This is a genomic window from Thermohahella caldifontis, assembly GCF_041153465.1.
In the GTDB taxonomy this organism is placed as follows: Bacteria; Pseudomonadota; Gammaproteobacteria; order Pseudomonadales; family Oleiphilaceae; genus Thermohahella; species Thermohahella caldifontis.
In genome coordinates, this window is sequence record NZ_CP154858.1 from 2,297,991 (window position 1) to 2,319,903 (window position 21,913).

General features: G+C 63.0%; 24 protein-coding genes. 13 read left to right on the plus strand and 11 right to left on the minus strand.

Annotation, left to right across the window (positions count from 1 at the left end; genetic code table 11):
- Positions 1-88: 88 nt before the first annotated feature.
- From AAIA72_RS11140 to AAIA72_RS11160, 5 genes are all read left to right on the plus strand, one after another.
- Positions 89-547 (plus strand): TerB family tellurite resistance protein, encoded by a 459-nt coding sequence (locus AAIA72_RS11140; RefSeq protein WP_369600389.1) that lies wholly within the window; start codon positions 89-91, stop codon positions 545-547.
- Between the two features lie 2 nt (positions 548-549).
- Entirely contained in the window at positions 550-1,500 is a 951-nt protein-coding gene (locus AAIA72_RS11145) for an AraC family transcriptional regulator ligand-binding domain-containing protein (protein WP_369600390.1), read from the plus strand.
- Between the two features lie 88 nt (positions 1,501-1,588).
- The gene (locus AAIA72_RS11150) at positions 1,589-2,401 is read left to right on the plus strand and encodes a metal-dependent hydrolase (protein ID WP_369600391.1); all 813 of its coding nucleotides are present in this window, start codon (positions 1,589-1,591) and stop codon (positions 2,399-2,401) included.
- A gap of 295 nt (positions 2,402-2,696) precedes the next feature.
- Positions 2,697-3,173, plus strand: coding sequence for a DVUA0089 family protein (locus AAIA72_RS11155; protein ID WP_369600392.1), 477 nt, complete (start codon positions 2,697-2,699; stop codon positions 3,171-3,173).
- Entirely contained in the window at positions 3,170-3,277 is a 108-nt protein-coding gene (locus AAIA72_RS11160; protein ID WP_369603002.1) for a PEP-CTERM sorting domain-containing protein, read from the plus strand. Before AAIA72_RS11155 ends, AAIA72_RS11160 begins: the two co-directional genes overlap by 4 nt.
- A gap of 42 nt (positions 3,278-3,319) precedes the next feature.
- Here AAIA72_RS11160 and AAIA72_RS11165 read toward each other — a convergent pair whose 3' ends face one another.
- The 4 genes from AAIA72_RS11165 to AAIA72_RS11180 are packed head-to-tail and all read right to left on the minus strand — an operon-like array spanning position 3,320 to position 6,702.
- Positions 3,320-4,150 carry an energy transducer TonB gene (locus AAIA72_RS11165; protein WP_369600393.1) on the minus strand — a complete coding sequence of 277 codons (831 nt, stop codon included), beginning with the start codon at positions 4,148-4,150 and terminating at the stop codon, positions 3,320-3,322.
- Positions 4,147-4,920, minus strand: a complete 774-nt coding sequence (locus AAIA72_RS11170; protein WP_369600394.1) for an ABC transporter ATP-binding protein — start codon at positions 4,918-4,920, stop codon at positions 4,147-4,149. The genes AAIA72_RS11165 and AAIA72_RS11170 overlap by 4 nt, the downstream gene beginning before the upstream one ends.
- A complete protein-coding gene (locus tag AAIA72_RS11175) occupies positions 4,917-5,888 on the minus strand; it encodes a FecCD family ABC transporter permease (protein WP_369600395.1) in 972 nt (323 codons plus the stop codon). Before AAIA72_RS11175 ends, AAIA72_RS11170 begins: the two co-directional genes overlap by 4 nt.
- Positions 5,881-6,702, minus strand: coding sequence for a hypothetical protein (locus tag AAIA72_RS11180; protein WP_369600396.1), 822 nt, complete (start codon positions 6,700-6,702; stop codon positions 5,881-5,883). The genes AAIA72_RS11175 and AAIA72_RS11180 overlap by 8 nt, the downstream gene beginning before the upstream one ends.
- 168 nt (positions 6,703-6,870) lie before the next feature.
- Between AAIA72_RS11180 and AAIA72_RS11185 the strand changes: the two genes are divergently transcribed.
- Positions 6,871-7,479, plus strand: a complete 609-nt coding sequence (locus AAIA72_RS11185; RefSeq protein WP_369600397.1) for a hypothetical protein — start codon at positions 6,871-6,873, stop codon at positions 7,477-7,479.
- 4 nt (positions 7,480-7,483) lie between these two features.
- Here the strand turns inward: AAIA72_RS11185 and AAIA72_RS11190 are convergent, their stop codons facing one another.
- Positions 7,484-8,488 (minus strand): putative solute-binding protein, encoded by a 1,005-nt coding sequence (locus tag AAIA72_RS11190; RefSeq protein WP_369600398.1) that lies wholly within the window; start codon positions 8,486-8,488, stop codon positions 7,484-7,486.
- Positions 8,489-8,675: 187 nt separating this feature from the next.
- Between AAIA72_RS11190 and AAIA72_RS11195 the strand changes: the two genes are divergently transcribed.
- The 6 genes from AAIA72_RS11195 to ahpF all read left to right on the plus strand — a co-directional run bounded on the left by AAIA72_RS11195 (position 8,676) and on the right by ahpF (position 14,632).
- Complete coding sequence (locus AAIA72_RS11195; RefSeq protein ID WP_369600399.1) at positions 8,676-10,637, plus strand: ribonuclease R family protein; 1,962 nt, start codon at positions 8,676-8,678, stop codon at positions 10,635-10,637.
- A gap of 126 nt (positions 10,638-10,763) precedes the next feature.
- Positions 10,764-11,270 carry a DUF2505 domain-containing protein gene (locus AAIA72_RS11200; RefSeq protein WP_369600400.1) on the plus strand — a complete coding sequence of 169 codons (507 nt, stop codon included), beginning with the start codon at positions 10,764-10,766 and terminating at the stop codon, positions 11,268-11,270.
- Positions 11,271-11,320: 50 nt separating this feature from the next.
- Positions 11,321-11,725, plus strand: coding sequence for a thiol-disulfide oxidoreductase DCC family protein (locus AAIA72_RS11205; RefSeq protein ID WP_369600401.1), 405 nt, complete (start codon positions 11,321-11,323; stop codon positions 11,723-11,725).
- Positions 11,726-11,765: 40 nt separating this feature from the next.
- The gene (locus AAIA72_RS11210; protein WP_369600402.1) at positions 11,766-12,287 is read left to right on the plus strand and encodes a YaiI/YqxD family protein; all 522 of its coding nucleotides are present in this window, start codon (positions 11,766-11,768) and stop codon (positions 12,285-12,287) included.
- A 142-nt stretch (positions 12,288-12,429) separates the two neighbouring features.
- Positions 12,430-12,996, plus strand: coding sequence for an alkyl hydroperoxide reductase subunit C (gene ahpC / locus AAIA72_RS11215; RefSeq protein WP_369600403.1), 567 nt, complete (start codon positions 12,430-12,432; stop codon positions 12,994-12,996).
- 73 nt (positions 12,997-13,069) lie between these two features.
- Complete coding sequence (gene ahpF / locus AAIA72_RS11220) at positions 13,070-14,632, plus strand: alkyl hydroperoxide reductase subunit F (protein WP_369600404.1); 1,563 nt, start codon at positions 13,070-13,072, stop codon at positions 14,630-14,632.
- Positions 14,633-14,675: 43 nt separating this feature from the next.
- Here the strand turns inward: ahpF and AAIA72_RS11225 are convergent, their stop codons facing one another.
- The 5 genes from AAIA72_RS11225 to AAIA72_RS11245 are packed head-to-tail and all read right to left on the minus strand — an operon-like array spanning position 14,676 to position 19,678.
- Positions 14,676-15,296, minus strand: coding sequence for a response regulator (locus tag AAIA72_RS11225; RefSeq protein ID WP_369600405.1), 621 nt, complete (start codon positions 15,294-15,296; stop codon positions 14,676-14,678).
- Complete coding sequence (locus AAIA72_RS11230) at positions 15,297-16,661, minus strand: cache domain-containing protein (protein WP_369600406.1); 1,365 nt, start codon at positions 16,659-16,661, stop codon at positions 15,297-15,299.
- 12 nt (positions 16,662-16,673) lie between these two features.
- The gene (locus AAIA72_RS11235) at positions 16,674-17,966 is read right to left on the minus strand and encodes a TRAP transporter large permease subunit (RefSeq protein WP_369600407.1); all 1,293 of its coding nucleotides are present in this window, start codon (positions 17,964-17,966) and stop codon (positions 16,674-16,676) included.
- Positions 17,963-18,508: a TRAP transporter small permease subunit gene (locus AAIA72_RS11240; protein ID WP_369600408.1), complete on the minus strand. Its 546-nt coding sequence runs from the start codon at positions 18,506-18,508 to the stop codon at positions 17,963-17,965. The genes AAIA72_RS11235 and AAIA72_RS11240 overlap by 4 nt, the downstream gene beginning before the upstream one ends.
- Before the next feature lie 42 nt (positions 18,509-18,550).
- Entirely contained in the window at positions 18,551-19,678 is a 1,128-nt protein-coding gene (locus AAIA72_RS11245; RefSeq protein WP_369600409.1) for a TRAP transporter substrate-binding protein, read from the minus strand.
- 275 nt (positions 19,679-19,953) lie between these two features.
- On the opposite strand from AAIA72_RS11245, the gene AAIA72_RS11250 reads away from it, so the two are divergent.
- On the plus strand, positions 19,954-20,955 hold the full coding sequence (locus AAIA72_RS11250) for a carbohydrate kinase family protein (RefSeq protein WP_369600410.1): 1,002 nt from the start codon (positions 19,954-19,956) through the stop codon (positions 20,953-20,955).
- 62 nt (positions 20,956-21,017) lie between these two features.
- Here the strand turns inward: AAIA72_RS11250 and AAIA72_RS11255 are convergent, their stop codons facing one another.
- Positions 21,018-21,665: a DUF642 domain-containing protein gene (locus AAIA72_RS11255; RefSeq protein WP_369600411.1), complete on the minus strand. Its 648-nt coding sequence runs from the start codon at positions 21,663-21,665 to the stop codon at positions 21,018-21,020.
- Positions 21,666-21,913: the final 248 nt, after the last annotated feature.

The following is a 21,913-nucleotide window of genomic DNA, read 5'->3' on the forward strand; positions in this document are numbered from 1 at the left end:
GGATGAAGTGTCTGAAAGATGTGAGCCGGGGACTTGAACTTGACGGGTTTGGGTGCTTCCATGGACAGGCGTTTATCCGGAGAAGACCATGATCGAACTGCTCAAAGATCTCGTTGCCACCTTCCGGGAGGGCAAGGGCCCGGTGCCCGAGCCGGCTCTGGAGCGACTGTGCGCGGCGCTCATGCTGCAACTGGCTGCCATTGACCAGAATCTGGACGCGGCCGAGGAAACGGTCATTCAGGAGTATATCCGTCGCCATTTCGGGCTGACGGAGGAGGAGACCCGGCGCACGCTGGAAGATGCCCGTGATGACGCGGAGCGTGCCACCTCCCTCTACGAGCTCACTTCCGTCATCAACAGCCGCTGCGACGAAGATCAGAAAGTGTATCTGATCTATCAGATGTGGTGCCTGGCCTTTGCGGACGGCACACTGGACCGGTACGAGGAGCACTTCATCCGCCGGGCCGCTGAGCTGCTCTATGTTCCCCATGTGCGGATGATGCGCGCCAAACATGACGCCGCCCAGGATACCGGCTTCGGTCACTGACCATGTCTGCGCACTGGCACCCCCTGCTCCCCTGCCTGCTCCGCACGGCCGCCCAGACCGGGGCTCATGCCTCGGCGCTGCTCAGCCAGCCCGTGAACGGGATTGACCAGATCCTCGCACAGCTCTGCAGCCAGCCGGGACAGGCGGACTTTGCCCTGCACTTCGGGCGCAATTTCGTGTTCGACTTCCTGCCGGACATGGATACTTTCCTGCTCACCTGCGAAAGCCTGCGGCAGGCCGCACGCGCCCTGCACTGGGTCAACCGGCTGCTGGACAGCAACCTGATCCTGACCCTTGAAGAAGTGGATGGCTGGGCCGTCATGACCGTGGTGCCCCCCGTGAATCAGGCCCCGTCCATGCACGCGGATGAAGCCATTCTGGCCGCGGTGACACGCATCCTCCGTACGCTGACCGCACAGCAACAGTTGCCGGTCACCCTGTATTTTCGCCACCGCAGACCGGCCCACGCCGAACGCTACACGGCCCTGCTCCAGGCCCCCTGCGAGTTCGGTGCCGGCTTCACCGGCATCCGGGGGCCGGCCGAGTGGCTGGATCGTCCCCTGCCCAATGCGTCCGCCGAGCTGAACCAGACGGCAGAGCATCTCATCCTGGAGCGCATGCTGGCGGATTCCGACACGCCCGTCAGCGACCGCCTGCGCGCACTACTGCACGCGGATCACTCCCGTCTCGCCCTCAATGCGGACGCCATGGCAGAAAGTCTGGGCCTGCATCCACGCACCCTGCAGCGCCGTCTGGCTGCCGAAGGCCAGAGCTGGACGGCCCTGGTGGATGAGGTGCGCTTTCACTGGACACTGATCTGGCTGCGCCAGCGCCAGGATCTGGAAGACATTGCCCTGCGCCTGGGTTTTGCCGACCGCCGCTGTCTGACCCGTGCGTTCAGACGCTGGACCGGCCACTCCCCCCGCGAATGGCTGTCGCGCCATTTGTCGTAAAGTGTTCCCTTTCGTCTGCCCGGTTCCTGTCGGGCACGGGCGGCCTCCTGTACGCTGAGATCATCACAACAACAAGGAGGAGGCTGCCATGTCTTCACTGCCCACCGTCCGCCGCCGGCCGGAGTTTGATCTGAGCACGGTGCCCCGCTACTGGCTGGACAACGACCCGTTCAAGACTCGTCTGCTGGATGCCATGTCCCTGCTGTTTCCGGATGGGGAACGTTTCTTCATCCGCAGTGTACGCCACTTCCGGGATCAGATTGAGGACCCGTCCCTGCAGGCGCGGGTGGCCGACTTCATTTATCAGGAAGCCCAGCACGGCTGCCAGCACGAACAGTACAATGCACGCCTGAAGGCACAGGGACTGCCGGTGGACGACATGCTTGCCGAGCTGCGCAGCCGTCTGGACAGTCTGTGGAATCAGCTCGGCCCGCTGGCGTCACTGGCACTGACCTGTGGGGCGGAACACCTCACCGCGGTACTGGGACGCAGCATCCTGACGCATCCGGAGTACTGGGCCGGTGCCCATCCGGTGATGCGGGATCTGTTCCACTGGCATGCCATCGAGGAGCTGGAGCACCGGGATGTGGCCTACGACGTGCTGCAGACCGTGGCGCCCGGACGCTATGTGCACCGCACCGCCCATTACGCCTTCATGTGGGCGTACTTCTGGCGTGGCGCCTTCCGCCTGCAGCGCATGATGCTTCAGGCGGAGGGGCAATGGTCTCCCACCCTGATCTGGCAGTATCGGAAATGGCTGTTTGGCCTTCAGGGGGTGCTGACGTCTGCGGTGCCGGACATGGTGCACTATTTCCGTCCGGGCTATCACCCGGCCCACCTCCGGGTGCCCGCCGGACCCTATGCGGAGTGGTCAAGGCGTCTGGCCGTGCACGCGGCCTGACGTCAGCATATTTGACACATGCCGGATCATAATCACTCTGATGATCCGGCTATTTGTTAACCGCAGCCAGCACCTTCTGCGATCTGAATCACAAAATCATCCCGCCAATTGAATCTGAGATCACCCGATCTGACAGCTCGTCACGCGTTGTGTCATGAAATTTTGCACCCGGGTACTGTTTCGGGCAAAACAATGCAAACAGATCATTGTTTAAAAACGTTTTTATGGTAGCGGCATATTTTATGCTTGTTGCCGGATTCATCATAACCCAATCGCATATCAATGGAGCAGTGGAATGAAAAAAGGAATGATGACCCTGTGCGCTGCAACCCTCGCAGCCAGCATGCAGGCCAACGCCGTCCCCATGGATTTTGATTTCAGCGGGACATTCACCAAGGACAACGATGTGGTGTTGCTGAACTTTACGGTCAATACCGCAAGCAGCGTCACCATCTTTTCAAGTTCCTGGGATGACGGGGGTTTCGATCCGATCCTGGCCATCTGGGACAGCGCGGGTAACCGGATTGAGCAGCAAGATGATGGTGGACTCACCGGATCAACCGTTTCAAACGGTGTCTCTTACGATTATGGAGTGTGGGACAGCTACTTCACAATTGCGCTGGATGCCGGCACGTACACCGCAAGCATCGCCCAGTACAGCAATTTCGCCAACGGTACACATCTGTCGGATGGCTTCAGATATGACAGCAACCCCAATTTCCGGGGGGAAATTTCTCCGGCCGCAGCCCCTATTATGAATTTCACATCCTGAACGTTGACCAAGCCACGAATGTCAGCGTACCGGAGCCGGCCACACTGGCACTGCTCGGTCTGGGCCTCGCCGGCATGGGTCTGCGTCGTCGCAGCAAGGCGTGATCCGTGAACAGGCTGCGTCGGCAACCCGTACACGCATAAACGTCAACGCAGCCTGAACTCGATACCAATCGTCAGGGTCTCCTCTCCGGCCGGAGAGGGGGCCAGCTTCCATTGTTTCAGCGTCTTCAGTGCCGCCTGATCCAGTACGGGGTAGCCCGAACTGTTCACGATGCGGGCATCCAGGGGGTTGCCCTGGCCGTCCACCCGCAGTGCAATCTCCACACGCCCTTCCCAGCCCATGCGCCTTGCCAGATAGGGGTATGGGGGTGCCGGGGTCTGTCCGTGTCCGAGACGGTACCGCGGCGGCTGCGACACCGCAGATTCGGAGGCACGGTTGGTTTTCGTCTTTTCCGTCGCCTCACCGGCTGAAGTGTCAGGGGCTGGTGATGGCATTTCAGGCCTGCCCGGTGAGACCGGCACCGTGTTCTCAACCGAATCTGTCCTTTGCGCAGGCGGCTCCGAAGCGGAATCCTGCAGCGTATCCGCTAACGGTGGCGGGGCTGCGGGCGTCCGGGGTTCCGGTGGCAGGGGCGCTTTCCGCGGCGCCAGCGGTATCGGTCTGGTCGTCTCCACGGGCAAGGATGCCGGGGGTACCTTCGCAGATTTTGTGGCCTCTGCCTCGACCGGGCGTGCTGTCTCCGGACGCTCGGCGTCGGCACGCTGCGGTGCGCTGGCATCCGGCTGCGGAGCGGTTTCCTGCGCCGGCTGATCCGGGGCCGGATGCCCGCCCACCCTATCCAGAGTGACCGACAGGACGTCCGCCCCCTGCTCGCCCCAGCGTTCGGGGTACAACGGCGGCAAGATGCCGAGCACGGCAGCGTGCAGCGCCAGTGAGAGCCCGATGGCTGCCCACACCAGGCGTCCGGGTTTCACGGGCCCGTCACCTCATCCCAGGGCAACACCCAGGGCTGACCCTGTGCCTCGCCCCGCAATACCCGAATGGCCAGTGCCTGTTCCAGCACTGCATCGGTCAGCACCTCCCGGGGCGCACCATCCGCCAGCAGACGCCCGTCATGGAGCACCCAGACCCGGTCGGCAAAGCGCATGGCCAGCGCCACATCGTGCATCACCACAATCGCGCCGTGAGCGGCAGCACACCAGCGTCTGAGGCGTTTCAGCACGTCAAGCTGGTGGGCCGGGTCCAGCCCCGCCAGCGGCTCATCGGCCAGCAGAAAGGGGGCATCCACTGCCAGCGCACGGGCCAGCAGCACCCGAACGGTCTCGCCGCCGGAGAGGCTCATGGCGTCCCGGTCCGCCAGGTGCCGGGCGTCCGTCAGGGCCAGTGCCGCCTCCACCGCAGGATGGGACAGAGCCACCGCTTCAGGCTCTCCGTGCGGATAACGCCCCAATGCCACCAGCTCGCGCACGCGCACCGGCCAGTGCACCTGCGCCTGCTGGGGAAGCCAGGCCAGTTGACGCGCCCGGGCCAGCCGGTCCAGTTCTGTGACCGGGCGATCTCCCAGATATACCGCTCCGGATTCCGGCACCAGTGCGCCACCCAGCACCTGCAGCAGAGTGCTCTTGCCGGCGCCGTTGGCCCCCAGCACTGCCACCAGTTCACCCTGTCGAAGCGCCACATCCACCCCGTCCAGGCACTGCCGGTTGCCCCGGCGAACACTGAGATGCCTTGCGGTCAGCTTCATCCTGTCCACCGCCCCCGTCCGCGCAGAATGAGCCAGAGGAAGAATGGCGTGCCGATCAGTGCGGTCACCACGCCGACCTTGAGCTCGGTGGCCAGAGGCAGGGCTCTGACCACCAGATCCGCCAGCAGGGTCAGTCCCGCGCCTGCCAGCGCCGAAGGCCAGAGGGTGGCTCCCGGTTTCCAGCCCACCAGAGGACGCACGAGATGGGGCACCACCAGGCCGACGAAGCCGATGCCACCGCACACGCTCACCACGGCGCCCACCGCCAGCGCCGTGCCCACCACCACATGACGCTGCACCCGCACCACGTCCACCCCCAGGGAATGGGCGGCCTCCGGCCCCAGCGTCAGCACGTCCAGCGCCCGCGCCTGACGCCACATCAGCGTCATGCCGGCCACGACCGGCAGCACCACCATCAGTGCGTGGGTCAGGGTACGGTTGTCAAACCCGCCCATCATCCAGAACACCACGTCCTGCACTGCAAAGGGATTCGGTGCCAGGTTCAGGGCCAGTGTCAGCAGGGCAGCCGTCAGGGCGTTGATGGCCGCTCCGGCCAGAATGATCCAGAGGGCGTCCGGGCGACGCCCCACCAGGGCCAGCACCACCACCAGGGCCAGCAGCGCGCTGCCCATGCCCGCCAGCGGCACCCAGACGGAGAGCACGGAACTCACGCCAAAATACATCACCACCACCGCACCCAGCACCGCGCTGCCGGAAATGCCCAGCACGCCCGGATCCGCCAGCGGGTTGCGCAACAGGCCCTGCAGGGCCGCGCCGCTCATGCCCAGCGCCGCACCGGCCAGCACCGCCAGCAGCGTGCGCGGCAACCGCAGATCGGTGACCAGCTGCCAGTCGAGCGGGGTGTCCGGCCAGTGCAATCCGGCAAAGCGGCTGAGCAACAGGCTCAGACCCATGAGCACAGCCAGCAGAGGCACGAGTCCCCACAGGATCCGGCGGGCGTTATCCACGTTGTTTCTCCACCACGTCTATCAGGCGCTCCAGCGCATCCAGCCATTCCGGCAGCGGGCAGCCGGTGGTGCCGGCCGGCAGCCGCACGTAAGGGACCTGCCCGGCACGCTTCAGCACCGGGTGTTCGAGCCAGGCCGTGGCCAGCGCGGGACGGGGCCAGGCATTCTCTGCCGACACCCGCAGGGAGACCTCCATGCGTGCCGCCGCTTCCAAATCCAGCTTGTGCCAGCCGGGCCCATAAACAGTGAGGGCGGCATCCTCCCAGCCCAGATCGGCCAGCCAGGCCGACACCAGCCCTCCCGTTTCCAGCCAGCCGCCGGGAGTCACCCAGAGTACCCGGACCGGGGCCTGCCGTGCCAATGCGCGCGCCCGGGCAGTCAGCGCCGCGCGCCGCGCTTCCCATGCCGGCAGCCACGCCGGCGGGTGACCCCGGAGCCGTTCACCCCAACTCTGCCACAGGGCGACCATGTCATCCGGCGTCTTCGGGTCGGCCAGAGGCCAGACGGCAATGCCCCAGCGGGGCAGCCACTGGCTGAGTGCCGGGGTACCCCAGGGCCCGGTCACCACCACATCCGGCCGGATGGCCAGGAGTTCTTCCAGCGTACCATGATTGATGTGCACCTCCGGCTGCAGCCGGGCCCGGTCCGCACCGGAGCCGGGCATGGTTTCCATCAGCCAGGTCACCGACACCACCTGTTCCGGCGCCATGCGCGCCAGCAGGCGGTCGGCGCACCAGTTCACCGAGGCCAGCCGCTGGCCGGCAGCCGGCCAGGCCAGACACCACAGTATCCCTGTCAGAATCAGTCCGCGCACACCGGCACTCCGGATGGATCAGAGGGGGCATTATCCCGTCTCCCTCACCACGGGTAAAGGCAGGACACCCCACCCGCACCGCGGCCGACTGGCCATTGGTCGTAACTGGCTGGCATCACGAACGAAAACATGGGAAAGTAACGCGAAAATCACACAAGAGGGACACCCATGACCGAACCTGCAACGTCGCCTGGCCGCCAGAGCATCCTGTTGCGACGCCTGCTGTTTCTGGTGTTTGCCTATGCCGGGCTGGCCTATGGCGGCAGCCTGCTGGAGTACACCCTGTTCAATCTGACCGGCAAGAGCATCGTGACGCCGGAGCGGCATTACACCACCATCACCAAGGATGAGCTGGTCGCCGAATTCCAGCGCTGCGGCGGTCCGCTCTTCGGAGCCACCGGGCAAACCACCGCGCCCAACGAGCCCATGCTGGCCCGCTGCGGGCGTTACTGGCCCTTCTACCGCCATACCATCGAACTGCCGGCCAATCCGCTGATTCCGGGGGCCTTTGTGGTCACGCCCCAGGAAAGTCCGGAAGCACGGGACGCCCGCGAGTCGTTCATGTCACACGTGAGCATCATCAACGGCGGGTTTGCGCTGGTGGCCGCACTGGTGGTGGGGATCACGCTCATGGGCGTGTACCGCTTCGTTGTGCAGAAGGATGAGGAAGCCGGCTACCGTCTGACCTTCAAGGCCTTCGTCAGCAGCTTCCTCATGCTTGCGGCCTATACCGGCCTCATGCTGTTCGTGGACCCCACGTTCTCCATGGGGTGGTGACGGGCTACTCGCGCCCGTCCACGCACTCCGCAGCCTGCGGATTCTTCTGGCAACGTACCTTGCGCATCAGGCTCAGGGCCTTGGGATCATAGACCCCCTGTTCCTTGAGGCTGATCCGCACCTCGCGCAGCATCTTGTCAAAGCCTTCCGTCTGATCGGGCTTGGGGATGACCCATTCGCTGGACGGAATCTCCGCTTCGGCCTTTTGGACCGTCTCCATGGCCTTGTCGAATTCGCCGTAGAAGTAGGCCCGCGCCTGGTTGCCCATGTTCGGGTCAAAGCGGCTGCGATGCGCCAGAATCTGGAAGGTCATCTGGGCGAAGGGATACTTGAAGATCCCGCCTGTCGGCTTGGTGCCCTTGTACAGTTCCAGCGGCTTGTAGGCCACGGCCGGGGCATAGGCCACATCCACGCTGCCGTTGTTGAACTTGCCCGCAAAGCTGGACGGTGAGGCCGGCACCACGGACGCGCCCACATGGCGCACCATGGTCACCGCAGCCGGATCGTAATCAAAGGCGGCGACCTTCTTGCCCTGAATGGTTTCCACGGAGTTGATGGACTTGTCGCGCACGAACACGTACACGGACCCGGCCGGGAGAATGCCCACCACCTCGTAGTCGCCATTGATCATCAGCTTCTCCGCCTTGGGGGTGGCCAGGGTGGCCAGCAGGGTGCGCAGTTCGTCATAGCCGGGAATGGCGCCCACGGCCACCAGCGTGCCGGTGAACTTGTTGAACTCCCGTGCCCGTACATCGGTCAGCAATACCATGTCGCACTGACCGGCGCGGAAATCGTCGGAGGCCACCTTTTCATCGGTATAGGCCTTCATTTCCAGATCATAGCCCCAGGACAGGGCCTTGACCTTGGTGTCCTTCATGGCGCTGAACAGGGGGCCGGAGGCACCCAGCGGATCAAAGACACAGAACGAACGGGTTTCTGCAGCCTGGGACAGTGTGGTGGCGCAGGCCAGCGCCGCACCCACCGCCAGTCGCCTGAGTGAGGATGACATATCGTTTTCTCCCTTGCTTCGGTTTTATACTTGTTGGAATGACTCGGTTTTCCCTGGAACTTCATACTATAACGCCGCGCGGCCAGCCGATCTTCCACCTGCCGCACATTTTCCGAAAGGTGGTGAGGCGCCCCGCGGAATCGGGTATCATGCCCCCTCATTCAGAACACCTCCGACGACCACATCTATGTTGAATTCAGACGCGCTCAATCAGCTCCGACAGCTCAAGCAAGGCATTCAGGAAACCAACCCACGGCACGAAGCCACCATCAAGGGCAGCATGGGCCGCTTCGGCTTTGCCGTGCTGGATGACGGCCGCGAGGCCTTCCTCATTCCCGATGAAATGGCCAAGGTCTTCCCCGGTGACCGGGTGCGGGTTGTCCTCAGCAAGGACGAGCGGGACCGGGACACGGCCACCATCGAGAAGGTGCTCAGGTCCGAACTGCGCTACATCGTCGGCCGCTACGTGGTCCGCGGCAAGGGCCATTTTGTGGAGGCGGATCCGGGGCAGCTCAACCGCCGCATTTTCCTGCCCCCCAAGGCACGCAAGGACGCCACCGAAGGTGATTACATTCTCTGCCGGATCACCCGCCATCCCTTTGAAGATCAGAAGCCCCAGGCAGAAGTGGTGCGCGTGATCGGCCGGGACGACACCCCGCATGTGGAAACGGAATACGCCCTCAGCAAGCATGGTCTGGCGGCCTTTGTCAAACAGCCCAAGGGGCTGGACAAGCTCGAATCCGGCTGGCGCGCACACCTTCAGAAGGCGCTGGGCCGGCGCGAGGATCTGCGCCACCTGCCCTTCGTGACCATTGATTCCGCCAGCACCCGGGACATGGATGACGCCCTCTGCGCAGAAACCACGGACAACGGCTGGCGGCTGCATGTGGCCATTGCCGATCCGGCCGAGTTCGTGCCGGCCGGCAGCGAGCTGGACGAGCGCGCCCGGCACCTGGGCAGCAGCTGGTACTTCCCGGACCGCACCCTGCCCATGCTGCCGGAAGTGCTGGCCAACGATCTGTGCTCACTGGTGCCCGGGGAAGACCGGCTGGCGCTGGTCATGACCCTGGATATCTCGCCGGAAGGTCAGATCACCGATTTCAGCCTCCGTGAAGCGGCCATCCACTCGCGGGCCAAGCTGGCCTACAGCGACGTGGCCGGGCTGATGGCCGACGGCGGCGAAGGGGTGGATCAGGATTCGCTGCGGGCACTGGAAGCGGTGCGCAAGACGCTCGGCCAGTACCGGGACCTCAACGCCCTGGTGGCCGAAGATCGCTCGGATTTCCGCCTCATCCTCAATGAGAAGGGCCGCATAGATCATATTGAAAAGCGTGACAGTCTGGATGCCCACAATCTGGTGGAAGAGGCCATGATTGCGGCCAACCGCTGTGCGGCCCGGTTCCTGCGGACCCACAAGCTGAGCGGACCGTTCGTGACCCATTCGGGCTTCCGCCCGGAGCGGCTGGCGGCGATGACCCGGATCATGACCGAACAGCTCGGTGACCAGACGTTCGATCTCACCGACTGGAAGGGATTCAGGGCCTTCATGCAGGCACTGGACAGTGCCGAAAGCGATCTGCCCCTGCGCAGCATTGCCACCCGCTCTCTGGCGCGCGGCAGCCTGTCCACCGAGGCCGCCCCCCACTTCGGCATGGGACTGGCCCTGTACACGACCTTCACCTCGCCCATCCGCAAGTACAACGATCTGCTGGTGCACCGGCAGATCAAGGCGGTTCTGAACAACCAGAAGCCGCTCAGACTGCGGGACAAGGATTGCGAATACCTGCAGGATGCCCTGCGCGCCGGACGCCAGGCCGTCAATGAGACGGAGCAGTGGCTCAAGTGCCGTTACATGGCCGATCAGATCGGTGCGCTGGGCCGCGGACAGATCGTCCACGTGAACGGCGCAGGCTTCCAGGTCCGGCTGGAGAACACCGGGGTGGAAGGCTTCGTGCATCTGGGCGAAGAGGAAGAGAAGTTCAGCTTCGATCCGGTCTACCTGACCCAGACCAGCGCCACCCGCCGGTACATGCTGGATCAGACGGTGACCGTCGAGGTGGCCGGCGTGGACTGGGAGCGTCGCCAGGTGAAGTTCCGGCTGACCGACGACCGGGCCAACGCCCTGCTGGACGCCTTCAGCGGCGCCTGAGTACCGCTCCCGAACTGTGACCCAGGTTTCACACCTGCGGTCACAGTCTTGCCCTCCGGGCACCCCCCTGATAGCCTCAGTCCGCACTGATCAATATCAAAACGACAAGAACAACAGGAGACAGGGATGCAGATTGCGGGCGAGCATACGTACCCGTATCCGGTGGACGCCGTCTTCAGCATACTGACCGACCCCGACCACATCCTGGCACGGCACCGCTTCATGGGCGCAAGGAATGTGCGCATGCTGGTGCATGAACAGCAGGAGGACGACCTCGTGATTCAGGTGGCGCGTGAAGTGCCGGCTGAAGTCCCCCACATGCTGCGCAAGATCATTGCCGAGTGGAACCCGGTACGCCAGACCGAACGCTGGACCCGGCAGGACAATACCTGGCAGACGACGCTGGCCTTCGAGCTCAAGGGGATCCCGGTGGAACTGCAGGGCACCCAGACACTGGAAGACCACCAGGGCCAGACGCTGCACAGGGTCACGCTGTCCCTGCGCTGCCCGCTGCCCATCATTGGCCGCAAGGTGGCGGATTTCATGGCGGTGCGCATCCGCGATACCCTGCAGGGGGAGTTCGCCCATACCGAGAACGCGCTGCGGGAACGGGGCGGCGCGGGACAGACCTGAGCGCGCCGGCCTCCATGGATCCCCCCGCGGCAAGGGCGTATACTGAAACCATGAACACACCGAGCCCCTTCCCGCTGACCATCTATTATGATGGTGCCTGTCCGGTTTGCCGCCGGGAGCGGGAGCGCTATACCCGCTGGCTGGGCGAGCAGGCCGGCCAGGTGATCTGGTTTGACATCACCGGACAGGAAGAGCGCCTCCGTGCAGAAGGTATCGATCCGGCAGCGGCACTGACCGCCCTCCACGTACGCGATGCCCGGGGCCGGATTCACCGGGACATTCCGGCCTATGTGCTGCTGCTCGGGGCCGTGCCCCGCTGGCGCTGGCTGGGTCACCTCATGGGCCTGCCCGGCATCCGCCATGTGCTGTCGGCACTGTACGGCATCTGGGTCAGGCGCCGGCTGAAACGCGAGGGCCGCCTGCCGGGCCAGTGTCCCGTGCCCGGTCACAAATAGAACGAGAGCATTACAAACCTTCTCAAGGGATACCTGCTGAATGTCTGATGTTTCTCCACGCCCGCCACAGATCTGGGTCGATGCGGATGCCTGCCCCCGCCCCATGCGTGAAATGCTGTTCAAGGCGGCTCGCCGAACGGGTGTTCAGGTTACCTTGGTGGCCAACCATCCCCTGCCGGTGCCCGCCCTGCCCAATGTCACCTTCCGCCAGGTGGAGAAGGGGTTTGACGTGGCGGACAACGCCTTGCTGGAATGGGTGAACCGGGGGGATCTGGTCATCACCCAGGATACCCCGCTGGCCTCGGATCTGCTCGCCAAGGGTGCCGAAGCCGTCAGCCCGCGCGGTGTACCCTGGTCACCGGACACCATCCGCAGCAAGCTGGCCATGCGGGATTTCATGGAAACCCTGCGCGCCAGCGGTGTCCAGACGGGCGGCCCCTCCACGCTGGGACCGGCAGAAAAGCAGGCCTTTGCCGCCGTACTGGATCGCTGGCTGGCACGGGTCTATCAACCTGCCCTCAGGCGCTCGCAGTCCGGGCAAGCCCGGTCCGATAGATCCTGACAATGGATCGGCGGGTTTCAATAGTGTCAATTCATTATAAAAATCTATCGAAATCATCCGAACAATCAATTTCTCCTATCTTTCGCGCGCACCAATAATAGGAATCGTAAATCGAACAGTGCAACTCAATAGGAGAAACACCATGTCAAAGTACATCAACCAACCCATCAAACCCTTCAAGGCCAAGGCATTCCATAACGGTCAGTTCATCGACGTCTCCGACGCCGACCTGAAAGGCAAGTGGTCCGTCCTGTTCTTCTACCCGGCAGACTTCACCTTTGTCTGCCCCACCGAACTGGAGGACCTGGCGGATCAGTACGACACGCTGCAGGGCATGGGGGTCGAGGTGTACTCCGTCTCCACGGACACCCACTTCACCCACAAGGCCTGGCACGACACCTCCGAAACCATCGGCAAGATCCGCTTCCCGATGATCGGTGATCCGGCCGGCGTCATCACCCGCAACTTCGATGTGATGATCGAGGAAGAAGGCCTGGCCGAGCGTGCCACCTTCGTGATAGATCCGGAAGGTCGCATCCAGATTGTGGAAATCACCTCCGGCGGTGTGGGCCGCAACGCGGAAGAATTGGTGCGCAAGATCAAGGCTGCCCAGTATGTAGCCTCGCACCCTGGCGAAGTCTGCCCGGCCAAATGGAAGGAAGGTGACGCCACCCTGGCGCCCTCTCTGGATCTGGTCGGCAAGATCTGACCACACGCCCTCCCCGGCACCTGCCCGGGAGGGTTTCCCCAACCGGATACTGCCGTTTCAGAAGGAGACCGCCATGCTTGACCAGGCCATCATCGAACAACTTCGCCAGACCTTTGCCACCCTCAAACGCCCGGTGGTGCTGCACGTCAACACGGGATCCCATCCCAGGGGCACACAGCTTGCCGGGCTGGCAGAGTCTCTGGCAGACACCCACCCGCTCATCCGGGTGGACACCCGCAACGCACCTGACGAGCGCCCGCGTCTGAGCGTCGGCCCGGAAGGTGAAGCGCCCCGCATTCACTTTGCCGGTGCCCCCATGGGCCACGAGTTCACCTCGCTGGTACTGGCGATTCTGCACAGCGGCGGCCACCCGCCCAGGGTGGACGAAGCCACCCGCCGGCGCATCGAGACCCTGTCCGGCAACTGGCAACTGGAAACCTGGGTGTCCCTGAGCTGCCATAACTGTCCGGAAGTGGTTCAGGCCCTGAATCTGATGGCCGCGCTGAATCCCGGTATCGAGCACACCATGCTCGACGGCGCCTGGTTCGAAGAGGAAGTGGAAGCCCGCCAGATTCTGGCTGTGCCGGCCGTGTTCCTGGGCGGCGAACCCTTCAGCCACGGTCGCAAGAGTCTCGAAGAACTGCTGGCCGCACTGGAGTCCCGGGCGCCGGCCCGGGAGGCAGCGCCGCTGGAGCGGGCTCCCTACGACGTGCTGGTGGTCGGCGGTGGCCCCGCCGGCGTGGCCGCAGCCATCTATGCCGCCCGCAAGGGCATCCGTACCGGTCTGGTGGCCGAGCGTTTCGGGGGACAGGTCATGGATACGCTGGCCATCGAGAACCTGATTTCGGTGCCCTATACCGAAGGCCCGAAACTGGGTGCGGATCTGCGCGAGCATGTGAGCCGCTATGGTGTGGAGCTCATTACCGGCCACCGGGTGACCGCGCTGGATACCGGCTCCCCGCACCGGATCCGGCTGAGCAACGGTGAAACCCTGTCCGGCCGGACGGTGATCCTCGCCCCCGGTGCCCGCTGGCGCGAACTGGGCGTACCCGGGGAGCAGACTTACCGGGGCAAGGGCGTGGCCTACTGCCCGCACTGCGACGGCCCCCTGTTCAAGGGCAAGCGGGTGGCCGTGATCGGCGGCGGCAACTCCGGCATCGAGGCAGCCATTGATCTGGCCGGCATCACCGCCCACGTGACGGTGCTGGAATACGCCGACAGCCTGAAGGCGGATGCGGTACTGCAGGACAAGGCCCGCAGCCTGGCGAACGTGGACATCCTGACCGGAGTGGAAACCCGCGAGATCACCGGCGAAGGCGGCAGGGTGAACGGCCTCGTCTATCGCGACCGGACCACGGGCAAGGAGACGCGGCTCCCGGTGGACGGTGTCTTCGTCCAGATCGGGCTGGCGCCCAACACGGACTGGCTGCGCGATACGCCTATTGCCCTCAACCGGTTCGGTGAGATTGAAGTGAACGAACGGGGCGAAACCGGTGTGCCGGGCATTTTCGCCGCGGGGGATGCCACCACGGCACCCTACAAGCAGATCGTGATTGCCATGGGCAGCGGTGCCACGGCAGCCCTGAGCGCCTTCGATTACCTGATCCGTCAGGTGCCCCGGGCCGAGGCCGCCTGATTGCTCTGCCCTGACGAGGTGGCCGCCGGCCCCTCGTCCCCTTTCAGATCCAGCCCTTTTCCATGGCGTACCGGGTCAGGTCGGCGGTGCAGGACAATCCCAGCTTGCCCTTGATGTTCTGACGATGGGTTTCCACCGTGCGCACGCTGATGTTCAGCTCCCTTGCGATTTCCTTGCTGGTGCGGCCGCGTGCTACCCGTCTCAGCACCTCTTCCTCCCGCGGCGTCAGGCTGCCGCTCTTCTCGCCCCGGAGGGTGTCCACCAGCAGGGCCTGGGACGCGCCGCTGCTGATGTAGGTCCCGCCGTCATGGACCGCATGAATGGCGCGCACCATTTCCTCCATGGACACATCCTTGAGCACGTAGCCCGCCACCCCGCGCTCCAGCGCCTCGCGGACATACTCACGGTTGTCGTGCATGCTGAGAATCAGGACCCGCACGCCGGGACAGCGCACCTGCATGACCGCAGCCGCCTCCAGGCCATTGAGGCGCGGCATGCTCACATCCATCAGCACCACATCCGGGAGCATGTCCACGGCCATCTCGACGGCCTGCTCCCCGTCATGGGCCCGGCCCACCACTTCAAGATCCGGCTCCTGCTCCAGCCGCGTGCACAGGCCGTCGAGCACCACCCGGTGATCGTCCGCCAGCAGCAACCGGATCATTCAGCCCACCCGCTTCTGTAACTGTTCTTCGCTGAAGTACACATGGATTGCGGTGCCCTTGTCCGTATCTGAACGAATATAAAAATCACCGCCAAAGAATTCCACCCTTTCCCGCATGTTTTTCACCCCGATCCCTTCGGCGCGACTGAGCTGCCGGGTCTTGAATCCGCAACCATCATCCCGGATCTGCAGATACAGACCCTCCGCATCCTGTTCCAGGCGCAGGATCACGTTTGCCGCGCCGGCATGCTTTTCGATATTGGTCAGCGCTTCCTGAATGATGCGAAACAGCGTGGTGGCCAGGCTCTCGGGCACCCGGCGTTCGTCAATGCGGAGGTTCTGCACCACTTCCACCCCGGTCCGCTTGCGGAACTCGTCAAGCTGATGGGCCACGGCCGCCTCCAGCCCCAGCTCGTCCAGCATGCGCGGCCGCAGGGCGTGGGAAATGCGCCGGGCTTCCTGAATGGACTGCTGCAGGGTCACCTCTGCCTCCCGGATCTGTCGGCGTACCGGGCTGTCCGTGTCACCCAGCAGATGGAGCGCCGATTCCAGCCGGTACTTCACCGCCACCAGCCATTGATTGATGCCGTCATGCAGCTCGCGTGACACCCGCCGCCGCTCCTCTTCCTGAAGCTGTACCGTTTTCTGGGCCAGACGCTTGAGGCTGGCATCCGCCAGCCGGTGCTCGTGCACATTGACGCCAATGGCTGCCAGCAGCACCACCATGACCGCACCCAGGCCGATACTGGAGAAGCGCAGCAGGGCCGACTTGACGTTGGCATTCACATCCTCGCGGATATGCACCATCTCTGCCTGGATGTCGTCCACATAGAGTCCGGTGCCGAACATCCACTCCCAGTCCGGCAGCGCTTCCACATAGCTGATCTTGTCCACCTCCGCACCGGTGGACGGACGCCGCCACAGGTAGCGGTGCACGCCGCCCCCGTCACGGGCCTTGGCAAGCAGATTCTGGATGAGGAAGTCGCCGTTGGTGTCCTGGAAGTCATACAGGTTCTGGCCCACCAGTTCCGGCTGGACCGCATGCACCAGATTCACGCCGTCCGGGGTGTAGGCGAAAAAATACCCGTCATCCGAGTATTTCATGCGCTGCAGCAGTGCCCGCACCAGCGCCTGCGCCTCCTGATCCGTGCGTGACTGATCGCGCAGGAACGCGGCCGTGATGCCCATCATGCTCACGTAATCCCGCAGTGCGGCCTCCCGCGAGCGCAGCAGATTGGTCTCGAAGGTCTTGAGCTCACGCTCGGCAAGGCGGTCGCCCAGATTGATCATGGCCACTGCGAACGCCAGGGTCACCAGCATCAGGGGCGCCACGGCCAGCAGGATGACTTTCGTTCGCAGGGTCATGTCTCACCTCATTCAGCTGCCATCAGTCAGGCCGAACAGGCCCGGTACCACCAATATGGCCATCAGCACCAGGATCTGCAACACGATGAACGGGATAACGCCCCGGTAAATGTCCAGCGTACGCACCTGTGGCGGCGCCACGCCCTTGAGATAGAAGAGGCTGAAGCCGAACGGGGGAGTCAGGAAGCTGGTCTGCAGGTTCATGGCAATCAGAATGGCGAACCAGAGCATGTCGATACCCAGCTTCTGCGCGATCGGCGCCAGAATGGGCACGATAATGAAGGCAATTTCCACGAAATCGATGAAAAATCCGAGAATCAGGATCATCAGCATGGACAGGATCAGAAAGCCCCACTTCTCTCCGGGAAGCTGAAGCATCCAGTGCTCCACCAGCGTGTCGCCGCCGGTATAGGTGAAGGCCATGGAAAACGCCGTGGCCCCCAGCAGGATGGCAAAGACCATGGCGGTGATCTTGACCGTCTCCCGGGCGCTGTCCTGCACCATCTTCCAGCTGAACTGACGGTAGGCCACCGCCAGGATCAGCGCTCCCACACCGCCCAGCGCCGAGGATTCGGTCGGCGTGGCAATACCGGTAAAGATGGAACCCAGTACCACCAGAATCAGCGCCAGCGGGGGCAGAATGGCCTTCAGTGCACTGACAATCATCACCCGCTTGTCTTCCCCGTTGTCCGGTATGGCGGGTGCGCTGTCAGGACGCAGGAAACTCACCACCAGAATGTAGGCGATGTACAGGCCGACCAGAATCAGCCCCGGCCAGACCGCGGCCTTGAACAGATCGCCCACGGGCAGGCCCAGGACGTCGCCCAGAATGATGAGGATGATGGAAGGCGGAATGATCTGTCCGAGCGTGCCGGCCGCACAGATGGTTCCGGTGGCCAGCTCCTTGCTGTAGCCGAACTTGAGCATGACCGGCAGGGAGATGAGCCCCATGGCCACCACACTGGCCCCCACCACACCCGTCGATGCCGCCAGCAGGGCCCCCACCAGGATGGTCGAGATGGCCAGACCGCCCCGCACACCGCCAAACAGGCGGCCCATGGATTCCAGCAACTGCTCGGCCATTTTGGTCTTCTGCAGCACCAGCCCCATGAAGATGAACAGCGGGATGGCCATGAGAATGGTGTTCTGCATGATGCTGTAGATGCGGAAGGGCATGAAGGCAAAGAGATCCCAACCCTGACTGAACACCCCGAAGACGAGTGCCACCCCGCCGAACACGAAGGCCACCGGAAACCCGCTCAGCAGCAGGACCAGGGCCACGGCGAACATGATGATACCGGTCATGCCAGGCCCTCCTGATGGTTCACGTGGGCGTAACGCTCGCCCAGCAGCAGGACGCGCAGGGCCTGGGTGATCATGCCCAGTCCCGCCAGTGCCGTGAACGCTGCGGAAGCGGGAATCAGTGCCTTGACCAGATAACGATAAGGCAGACCGCCCGGGTCGCCCGAGCCCTCCTGCAGCACCCAGGCCTCATGGACAAAGCCGGTGCCGTACCAGTAGATCAGTGCCGCAAAGGGCAGTAGAAAGCCCAGTGCGCCGAGAATATTCACCCAGGCCTTGGTGCGGTCCGTCCAGCGGTCGTAGAACACGTCCACCCGCACATGACCATCCACTCTCAGGGCATAGGGTATGCCGAGCAGGAACACGGCAGAGAACAGGTGCCATTCCAGCTCCTGCATGCCGATGGAGACTTCATTGAAGGCGTAGCGCATGACCACGTCATAAAACACGTTCAGCAGCATGAGCACGAAGGCCGAGGTGGCCAGCACACCGCACAGATCGGTGGCGCGCTCAAACCCCTTGTCGAGTACAAGCAGAATACGCATGACAGGTACTTACCCCGGCACAGGGCCGGGGCCTCCGTTGAATCAGCCGCGAGGCATGGAGTTGAGATAGGCCTGATCCGAGATTTCGGTCCAGCGCCGGATCTTCCAGAGGAACTTCTTCTGAGAATCCAGGATTTCCGCAGCCAGCGGGTCTTCTGCCGCCTTGGCCTTGAGCAGCTCCTGGTTGGCATCATACAGGGCCTGCAGCACTTCCTTCGGGAAGGTGCGGACCTTCACGTCCGGGAACTCCACCTGGATGGTGCTCCAGTTCTTCGCGCTCTCGTACTGGGACTGGGCATACATGTCGTAGGCGGCCGTACGCATGGCCACACGCAGGATTTCACGCAGATCTTCCGGCAGGCTGTCCCAGGTCTTCTTGTTCACGAGGAACTGCAGTTCCGTGGCCGGTTCATGCCAGCCGGTGTAGTAGAACGGCGCGATCTTGTGAAAGCCCATGCGCAGGTCCAGACTCGGGCCGACCCACTCCAGCGCATCAATGGTACCGCGCTCCAGCGCCGTGTAGAGCTCTCCGGCCGGGATGTTGGTGGGGCTCACGCCCAGTTTGGCCATCACCTCGCCGGCAAAGCCGGGGATCCGCATCTTCAGGCCCTGCAGATCATCCAGCGACTTGATTTCCTTGCGGAACCAGCCGCCCATCTGGTTGCCCGTGTTACCGCCCGGGAAAGACAGCAGGCCCAGCGGCTCATAGACCTTCTGCATCAGCTCCATACCACCGCCGTAGTAGAACCAGGCATACTGCTCGGAAGCAATCATGCCGAACGGCATGGTGGTGAAGTACAGGGTGTTAGGCACCTTGCCCTTCCAGTAATAGGACGCGGAATGGCCGATGTCGTACTGACCGGACTTGACCATGTCGAACACGCCGAAGGGCGACTTGTGCTTGTTGGAAGAATCAATGACAAACTTCAGCCGACCATTGGACATTTTTTCGGCCATGGCGGCCATGTTGCGCGGCGCATCACCGAAAATGGGGAAGTTGGTCGGCCAGGTTTCGGCCACCTTCAGTGTCCAGACCTTTGCCGGTTCCGCCTTTGGCGCGGCAGTGGTCCTGGCGGCAGTGGCATCCGGCGTACCGGAATTGCACGCGGAAAGGCCGAGAGCGGCCACGAGACCAAGGGGCATGAGCCCGAGGAGAGAACGACGTTTCATGATCACACCTTTTTATCGTTGTTGTGGTTGAAAGTGCAGGCTCACGGTTGAACCGATGCGCTGCTGCCACCATGATGTCGAAAGACGGCGATCCGGGACTATCCGGACGACTACGGGAAAGCCTGCGTAGAACTACGTAGAAACAGAAATCTGAGGCAGATCAAGAAAAAGACAAACAGATGCCGCGCGCACCCAAAATGTATGTAATATTACTTTTATAAAGGCTGTATTTTTGCCATTATCACCTCAGGAAGGCTTACAAAGGCGTAAATATCATGAAATACGAGATTGTCACCATCGGCAGCGCCACTGTGGATCATTTTGCGGACACGGATTCCGAACTGATCCGCATCGATACCCGCTCCAGCCACGAGGAACTGATCGCCTTTCCGCTGGGCAGCAAGCTGCTCATCCGCGAGCTGAAGACCACGACCGGCGGTGGCGGCACCAACACCGCCGTGGCCTTTTCTCGCCTGGGGCTCAACACCGCCTTCCTCGGCAAGCTGGGCGATGATGCCAGCGCCGCCTTTGTGCTCGACCGCCTGAAGGCAGAAGGGGTGGATTTCATCGGCGCCCGGGGCGGGCAGACCGGTCTTTCCGTCATCCTCAACAGCATCAAGGACGACCGATCCATCCTCGCCTACAAGGGTGCCAACGATGATCTGACCCCACAGGATGTGCCCGATTTCGAAGCGGACTGGGTGTACCTCTCCAGCATGCTCAACACCAGTTTCGACACGGTCTGCGAACTGTTGCGCCGCCCCCACCGGTTCAGGCTGGCCTTCAATCCGAGCAACTATCAGGCCAGGCTGGGTTACGAGGCGCTGAAGGACGTGATCGACCACACCACCCTGCTCGTCCTGAACCGGGAAGAAGCCTGCAAACTGCTGGGCCTCAACTACATCGAACTGCCGCCCATTGAGCAGCTTGTGACCCGACTGGCCAAGCTCCCGCCGCAACTGTTCGTGATCACCGACGGCAGCCGGGGTGCCTGGGTCTATGACCGCACCACGCTCTATCACGGAAAACCCATGCCGGATCTTCGCATCGTGGAAACCACCGGTGCCGGCGATGCCTTTGCCTCCACCTTTACCGCCGCCCTGCACATGGGGCACCCCGTGCGAGATGCACTGGATCTGGCCATGACCAACTCGGAATCGGTGCTGGGCGAAAAGGGCGCGAAGGAAGGCCTGCTGACCCGGGAAGCCCTGCTTGAAAGGGTCGCCCGCCAGCACCGCGAGATCGACACCTTTGCGTCGGTCAGCCAGCCTGACTGACAAACAAAAAGCGCCGCCTGCCCTTCGGACAGCGCGGCGCCTGGCTGCAGGCTTGCGGACGCTTACGAAGCCTTGCGGCGCAGCCCCAGTGTCGCCAGTCCCAGACCGAGCAACGCCAGAGAACCCGGCTCGGGCACCTTCGCCACCAGGGACACGTTGTCAATGAAACCGCCCAGGGTGTTGTCCTTGCCGTCCGCCTGGAAGGACAGCACCATCTGGTTGGCCGAGGCCAGCAGATCGAGCGTGAAGTTCATCCAGCCGTTGTGGGTCGAACGCCTGTAATCTTCCAGATTCAGCACCTCATTGCTGGCCACGAAGGTGCCCAGATCGCCGCCGAACACATCCCACAACACGTTGATGCCATTGTCATTATGGCCGTTATCAGTGCGCGGGCGATACCAGAACGACAGCGTATACAGATCTCCCGCCGTGGTGTTCACCACCTGGGACATGGTGCTGTTGGTGTGAGTGCCGTAGTGCGAGTCCAGCTCCACATACTGGTTCCCGGACTGGGCCGCCACCACCGTATTGCGCTGAATTTCGATGCCCGCTCCGGCCGTCTTGTCCCAGCCAGGAATGCTGCTGTACACCTGCCAGCTGGTTCCCGTCAGTTCCGGTGCCTCGAAGTCACCGTTCACAATCAGATTGGCCTGGGCCGTGCCCGCTGCCATCATGGCTGCCAGGGTCAGGCACTTCCACGTCGTTTTCATGCTTTGCGTCCTCTTGATTCCCTTGAGTTTCAGAGCTTGCCTGCATCCGCCACGGACAAGCTGTCTGCTACAGGCAAAAACTGATCCATTTCCGGATAACGACATCAATTCATGGCATTACATCATAACCGCAACAGGCGCCCTCACCAAAACTGTAAACTTCTTTAACACATCAATAGTGAACGCGCCGCCACCTGTATATTTGTCCGACATTCGTCCCGGCACCCCCTCCCGTGTGACAGAATACC